The organism is Streptomyces murinus, assembly GCF_002154555.1.
Taxonomy (GTDB): Bacteria; Actinomycetota; Actinomycetes; order Streptomycetales; family Streptomycetaceae; genus Streptomyces; species Streptomyces murinus.
This window is the reverse complement of record NZ_MUNF01000711.1, coordinates 1-6,143: the sequence shown is the minus strand read 5'-3', so window position 1 is coordinate 6,143 and position 6,143 is coordinate 1. Positions and strand designations below refer to the sequence as shown.

The 6,143-nt window shown below is 74.2% G+C and carries 6 protein-coding genes; 3 read left to right on the top strand and 3 right to left on the bottom strand.

What is annotated here, in order from left to right; all coding sequences use genetic code 11:
* Nucleotides 1-263: 263 nt before the first annotated feature.
* Complete coding sequence (locus CCN72_RS33595; RefSeq protein ID WP_086812054.1) at nucleotides 264-1,226, top strand: SDR family NAD(P)-dependent oxidoreductase; 963 nt, start codon at nucleotides 264-266, stop codon at nucleotides 1,224-1,226.
* Nucleotides 1,227-1,327: 101 nt separating this feature from the next.
* On the opposite strand, the gene CCN72_RS33590 is transcribed toward CCN72_RS33595, so the two are convergent.
* Together CCN72_RS33590 and CCN72_RS33585 are read right to left on the bottom strand one after the other, a co-directional pair.
* Entirely contained in the window at nucleotides 1,328-1,498 is a 171-nt protein-coding gene (locus CCN72_RS33590) for a DUF5670 family protein (protein ID WP_086812052.1), read from the bottom strand.
* A 166-nt stretch (nucleotides 1,499-1,664) separates the two neighbouring features.
* Nucleotides 1,665-2,201 carry a CGNR zinc finger domain-containing protein gene (locus tag CCN72_RS33585; protein WP_086812050.1) on the bottom strand — a complete coding sequence of 179 codons (537 nt, stop codon included), beginning with the start codon at nucleotides 2,199-2,201 and terminating at the stop codon, nucleotides 1,665-1,667.
* A 103-nt stretch (nucleotides 2,202-2,304) separates the two neighbouring features.
* On the opposite strand from CCN72_RS33585, the gene CCN72_RS33580 reads away from it, so the two are divergent.
* Complete coding sequence (locus tag CCN72_RS33580) at nucleotides 2,305-3,978, top strand: FAD-dependent monooxygenase (protein ID WP_086812048.1); 1,674 nt, start codon at nucleotides 2,305-2,307, stop codon at nucleotides 3,976-3,978.
* A gap of 66 nt (nucleotides 3,979-4,044) precedes the next feature.
* On the opposite strand, the gene CCN72_RS33575 is transcribed toward CCN72_RS33580, so the two are convergent.
* Nucleotides 4,045-4,989, bottom strand: a complete 945-nt coding sequence (locus CCN72_RS33575; protein ID WP_086812046.1) for an alpha/beta fold hydrolase — start codon at nucleotides 4,987-4,989, stop codon at nucleotides 4,045-4,047.
* Between the two features lie 104 nt (nucleotides 4,990-5,093).
* Between CCN72_RS33575 and CCN72_RS33570 the strand changes: the two genes are divergently transcribed.
* A complete protein-coding gene (locus CCN72_RS33570; protein ID WP_086812044.1) occupies nucleotides 5,094-6,023 on the top strand; it encodes a LysR family transcriptional regulator in 930 nt (309 codons plus the stop codon).
* Nucleotides 6,024-6,143: the final 120 nt, after the last annotated feature.

Sequence of the window (6,143 nt, the reverse complement as noted above, 5' to 3'; positions counted from 1 at the left end):
AGCTCCGCCTCGACGGCGGCGTCGTCGTCCTCGTCCACGAGGGGCACGTACGGCAGGGCGACCAGTTCGGCGACGGCCTCCGCGGTCAACGGCCGGTGGGCGAGGGCGTGTACGGGTATCGGCATGGCGATCACCTTAGAGTGCCGGGCAGTTGGTGCCGCGCCGGCGCGGGTCGTCCGGGCGGGGCCGCCTGGGGCGTGCGGGGACGACGACGCCGTGTGCCGCTTGACTTAGAGAGCACTCCAATTCGTAGCGTTCCGGGCATGAGTACTGCACAGCACAAGATCGGGTCCGGATTCGGCGCCACCAGCACCGCCGACGAGGTTCTGGAGGGCATCGACCTCACCGGCAAACTGGCCCTGGTCACCGGGGGCTACTCGGGGATCGGGCTGGAGACCACACGTGCGCTCGTCAAGGCCGGCGCCCGGGTCGTCGTACCGGCGCGTCGTCCGGAGACCGCGGAGCAGGCGCTGGCCGGGCTGCCCGGTGTCGAGGTGGACGAGCTGGATCTCGGGGATCTGGAGAGCGTGCGCCGGTTCGCGGAACGGTTCCTGGCCTCCGGACGCGGCCTGGACATCGTGATCGACAGCGCCGGGATCATGGCCTGCCCCGAGACGCGGGTGGGCGACGGCTGGGAGGCGCAGTTCGCCACCAACCACCTCGGCCACTTCGCCCTCGTCAACCGGCTGTGGCCCGCGATCGCGCCGGGCGGCGCACGGGTCGTCTCCGTGTCCTCGCGCGGCCACCACGCCGCCGGCATCCGCTGGGACGACATCCACTGGCGGCGGGGCTACGACAAGTGGGAGGCGTACGGCCAGGCCAAGACCGCCAATGTCCTGTTCGCCGTCCAGCTCGACAAGCTCGGCCGCGACGCCGGGGTCCGCGCCTTCGCCCTGCACCCCGGGGGCATCCTCACGCCGCTCCAACGGCACCTGGCCCAGGAGGAGATGGTCGAGCGCGGCTGGATCGACGAGGACGGCAACCTGCTCCACCCCGAGGTGTTCAAGACCCCGCAGCAGGGCGCGGCCACCCAGGTCTGGGCGGCGACCTCCCCGCAGCTCGACGGTCTCGGCGGCCTCTACCTGGAGGACTGCGACATCGCCGAGCCCGCCCCGGACACCGACGCCCGCGAGGGCGTCAAGGACTGGGCGATCGACCCGGCGCAGGCGGCCCGGCTGTGGACGCTGTCGGCCGAACTGACCGGGGTGGACGCGTTCGCGTCCTGACCGGCACCGGTCGCCCGCGCGGTCAGCGAGGTGAGGCGCCCGCCGTTACCCGTCCGGCGCCATGCCCGCATGGCGCCGGACGGTGCGCCGTCTTCTCTCGTCTACCACCGGTACCAACGCCCCCGGCGGCCGCCGCTCCCGGAGGGCCGGACGACGAAGCCCAGCAGCCACACGACGAGCACGATCACCGCGATCCACCACAGTGCCTTCAGCGCGAAGCCCGCGCCGAAGAGGATCAGGGCCAGAAGAAGAACAAGAATCAGGGGAACCATCGTTATCGACCTCCTGGCCACCGGATGCCCTTACTTCACTCCTACAAGCACACAAAATATGAGTTACTTCTATGGAGTGAGGGGCATGTGCGCGCCGTGTGCCCTGGACGGTTCCCCCTCTCCCCCGCCTCACGCACCGCGGACACGCGGAGCGCGCGCCGGACGGTCATCGGCCGCGGTCGCGGTGGGCGGCGACCCGGACGCGGGTTCCGCAGCGGGTGGAGCAGTAGCGCTGCGGGGCGCGGCGCCCGGTGTCGATGAAGTAGCGGTCGCAGCCGGGTGCCGCGCAGCGGCCCCATGCGCAGTAGCCGCGTTCGCTGAGCCAGAGGGCCAGGGCGAGCGCGGCGGTGGACAGCAGCCACCGGGCCGGCTGTCCGTGGTGGGGGGTCGCGGTGTGGAGCGACCAGCGGCGTTCGGGCAGGCGGACCAGCCGGGGCCGGGCGGGGTACCGGTCGAGCAGGGCGTTGATCGCCTCGGCGGCGCTGTCCTCGTCCCCGGTGTCCAGGATGCCGGCGATGACCGCCGCGGCCTCCCGTACTTCCGCGGCGGTGGTCTCGGTCAGCCGCAGGGGCGGGCCGCCGTGTGCCGCCACCACGGCTTCGAGTTCCTGCGGTGTGGCTGCGCCGCCGTCCCGGACGGTGTTGACCAGGTCGGTCAGGAAGTACAGGCCGCGCGGGTTGTCGTCGGCGAGCCGGTGGTCCATGGGTCTCTCCCGCTTCAGGGGGCGGCGTCCTCCCGCCACGGTAACGTCTAAATTCGGTTTAGGCGTTACTGGTTGATGGTGCAGGTGGAAGAGAGGGGCCTCTGTGGCCGAGTCGCACACGTCCGTGCTGGTCGTCGGGGGCGGACCCGTAGGGCTGGTGCTGTCCTGCCTGTTGTCCGGTCAGGGCGTGGACCATGTGCTGGTCGAGTCCCGCCCCGCCGTCTCGCGTCATCCCAGGGCCCGGGGTGTCTCGGCCCGGTCCATGGAGATCTTCCGGCGCCTGGGGCTGGAGAACGCGGTCCGCGCCGCGGGGCTGCCGGCCGAGCAGGTCTCCTTCTACCGGGGCCGCGACCTGGTCGACCCCGACTACGTCCGCACCGGCCCCGCCCGGGAGCCCGGCGGGGGCGGGCCCGAGCACACGCCGTCACCGGGACTCATCTGCTCCCAGGACGTCCTGGAGCCCCTGCTGCCGCGGCGCGCCCGGGAACTGGCCGGCCCCCGCGTCCGGTTCGGCACCCGGCTGCTCTCCTTCCTCGACGACGGTCTCGGCGTCCAGGCCGTCGTCGAGGAGCGGGCGCCCGGCCGCCGGTACCGGCTGCGGGCCGACTGGCTCGTCGGCTGCGACGGCGCCTCCAGTACCGTGCGCGCCGGGGCCGGGATCGCGATGGAGGGCCCGACCGGTCTGGGGCGGTACCTGAGCATCCGCTTCGAGGCGCCCCTGGGGCAGGTGGTGGCCGACCGCGTCAGCGCCTCGTACTTCCTCACCGTCCCCGGGCGGGGCGGGTTCATGGCCGTCGACAACGACCGCCACTGGATCTACCAGTACCCGCTCGGCGCGGACCCGGAAACGGCAGCGGACGTGGGTACAGCGGCAGGTCCGGGTACGGCAGTGGGTCCGGGTGCGGCAGTGGACGCGGGTACGGCAGTGGACGCGGGTACGGCGGCGGACGTGGCGGACCATCGGTTCCTGGCCGGGCTCGTCCGTACGGCGGCCGGTGTCCCGGACCTGGACGTGACGGTCCGCGACACGATGACCTGGCGCATGGACGCGCAACTCGCCGGCTCCTACCGCCGCTCACGGGTCCTGCTGGCGGGCGATGCCGCCCACGTCGTCCCGCCGACGGGCGGACACGGCATGAACACCGGCATCGGCGACGCCGACAACCTCGCCTGGAAACTCGCCGCCGTCACCGCCGGACACGCAGGCGACGCCCTCCTGGACACCTACGAGGCCGAACGGCGCCCGCTCGCCCGCCAGGTCATCGACATCTCCACGGCCAACGCGGCGAACCGGACCGGCTACCGCATCGACGACGAACTCCTGCTGACCGCCGCCTACCGCTCCGCCGCCGTCGTCCCCGGCCCGCAGGACGCCGATCGCCCCGGCGTCCTGGACCCGGACGGCTGCCGCCCCGGATGCCGGCCCGGAGAGCGCGTGCCCCACGTCCGGCTCACCACCGCGGGCGCCTCGGACGTGACCTCCACCCTCGACCTCACCGGCCCCGGCCTCACCCTGCTCACGGCCGACGACGACCCCCGCTGGCAGCCGCACGCCGAGGCCGTACGGCGGGCGGGGATCCCCCTCGCGCTCCGCGCCGTCCGTACCGCCTCGCGACGGGAGGCCGAACCCTGGCAGTGGGCGTATCTGCTCGACGCCGAACACGCGGACACCGCGCTCCTGGTCCGTCCCGACGGGCACATCGCCTGGCGCGGCGTCCGTCCGGCGGACCCGGCAACCCTTCCGGCCCTGGTACGGCGTGTCCTCGCGGCGCCGTGAACTCCCCTGGAGACGGTTCGGTCCGAGACGGCACCGGCAGCACCGGCAGCAGGGAGCCTCGGCCGTTCACCGGGCCAGGGCCTCGGCGAGTTCCCGCGGGCGGGCGGCGAACGGGCTGTGGCCGCCCGCCAGCGTGCGGACGGTGAACGGCTCCCCCGGCAGGGCCCGGTCGGCCTCCGCGATCATCAGGTCCTGCACGGCCGCCGGCAGGGCCCGGTCCTGCGCGCAGCGCACGTACGTACGCGGGAGGCGGCCCCACCGCGGTGCGGTCAGGACGACGGGGGTCGCCGGGACGGCCAGCGGCAGATCGGGGCTGAGCACGGAGCGCCAGCGGTCGAAGCGGTCGGCGGGCGTGTCGTGGTAGTAGGTCTGCCGCAGCTCCTCGACGTAGGCGGGGTCAGGCGAGAGCGGGTCGATCCGCACGGCCCCCAGCGCCCCGGGGTCACCGAGGCCGAGGCCCCGCCCGCGCGCGGTGGCGTTCTCGGGCGCGTTCAGGTAGTCGAAGAACCGGGGACGGGCGGCGGGGACGAACGCGGAGAGGTAGACGACACGGTCGACCAGTTCGGGGGCGCGCTCGGCGGCCAGTGACGCGGGACCGCCGCCCGCGCTGTGCGCGACGAGCACGACACGGCCGTAGCGGCGGACCCGGCGCAGCGTGTCCAGGACGGCATCGGCGCAGTCGTCCATGGTCATGCCGGCCAGCCGCGACCTCTCGGTCAGCAGACCGGGACGGCCGGGCAGCAGGTATCCGCTGGGCAGGGGGGCGCCGAAGCCGTGCCCGGGCAGGTCGACGGCGACGCTCGCGGCACCGAGGCCGGCGAGCGCCCGCTGCGTCGCCGCCCACTGCCACGAGCCGTGCCAGGCACCGTGAACCAGGACGAAGACGGTGTCGCTCAGCCCGGGGGCCGGATGGATCGCAGGGTGGTTCGCGGAGTGGTTCGCGGAGTGGTTCGCGGAGTGGTTCGCGGAGTGGTTCGCGGAGTGGTTCGCGGAGTCCGGGGAGGAAGGCATGGCTCCCATCTCAGGCGACCACGGCGGATCGATCCAGGTGAAGATATGGCAGGCTGGGCGGCGATACTTTGCGTGTATGGACGGCGGGGGGGGGACGGGGCGGTATGGAAGCGCGGCATCTGCGGTACGCGCTCGCCCTCGCCGAGCACGCGCACTTCGGCCGGGCCGCCCGCTCGCTGGGTATCGCTCAGCCCCCGCTGTCCAAACAGATCGCCGACCTGGAGCGCGAGACCGGGGCCCGGCTGTTCGACCGTACGCGCCAGGGCGTGTTCCCGACCGCCGCGGGCGAGGCGTTCCTCGTCCGGGCGCGGCGGGCGCTGGAGGAGATGGCGGCGGCCACGGCCGACGCGGGGCGGGCGGCGCGCGGGGAGACGGGCCGGCTGCGGCTGGGGTTCGTCGCCTCCGCGCTGCTCGATCCGCTCCCGGACGTCCTGGGGCGGTTCGGCCGCGAACGGCCCGGTGTACGGCTGGAGTTGCACGAGATGGCATCCGGGCGCGGCGCCGCCGCTCTCATCGCCGGAGAACTGGACGTCGCCGTCACCCTCGGACCGCCCCGGGGCGCCGGGGCCGAGCATCTGGTGTCCGTCCCGGTCGGGCACGATCATCTGACCGCCGTGGTCGGCAGCGCGCACCCCTACGCGGGTCAGGCGTCGGTGAGCGTGGAGCAGCTGCGGCGGCAGCCGCTGATCGTGGCCGCCGGGGAGGACGAGCCCGCCGTCGCCGCCTGCCTGCGCGTCCTGCTGGGCGAGGACGCCGCGGCGCTGGACGGTGCCACCGTGGCCAGGGACGTGCACACGATCATGGGCCTGGCCGCCTGCGGGGCCGGTGTGGGGCTCGGGCCCTCCCGTATGCGGGAGGCGCCGAGAGCGGGGATCCGGTTCTGCGAGGTGACGCCGAGGACGGCGCTGCCCGATCTGGTCCTGTCCTTCGCCGGCCGTGACCGCTCCCCGGCGCTGGGCGCCTTCCTCGGCACCGTTCGCCGAACCTGCCCCCACGTCGGCGCCGCACTCGACGCGCGATCGGGCCGGGCATGAGCGGCGCGCCCGGTGGGTCCCTCCGGTCTCCGGCACGGCCGCGATCAGGGCACAGGTGAGGTCCCGCCCCCGCTCCGCCCCCGCGGGCCTGACCGGTGCGGGCGCCGGTGCGGGGGCGGG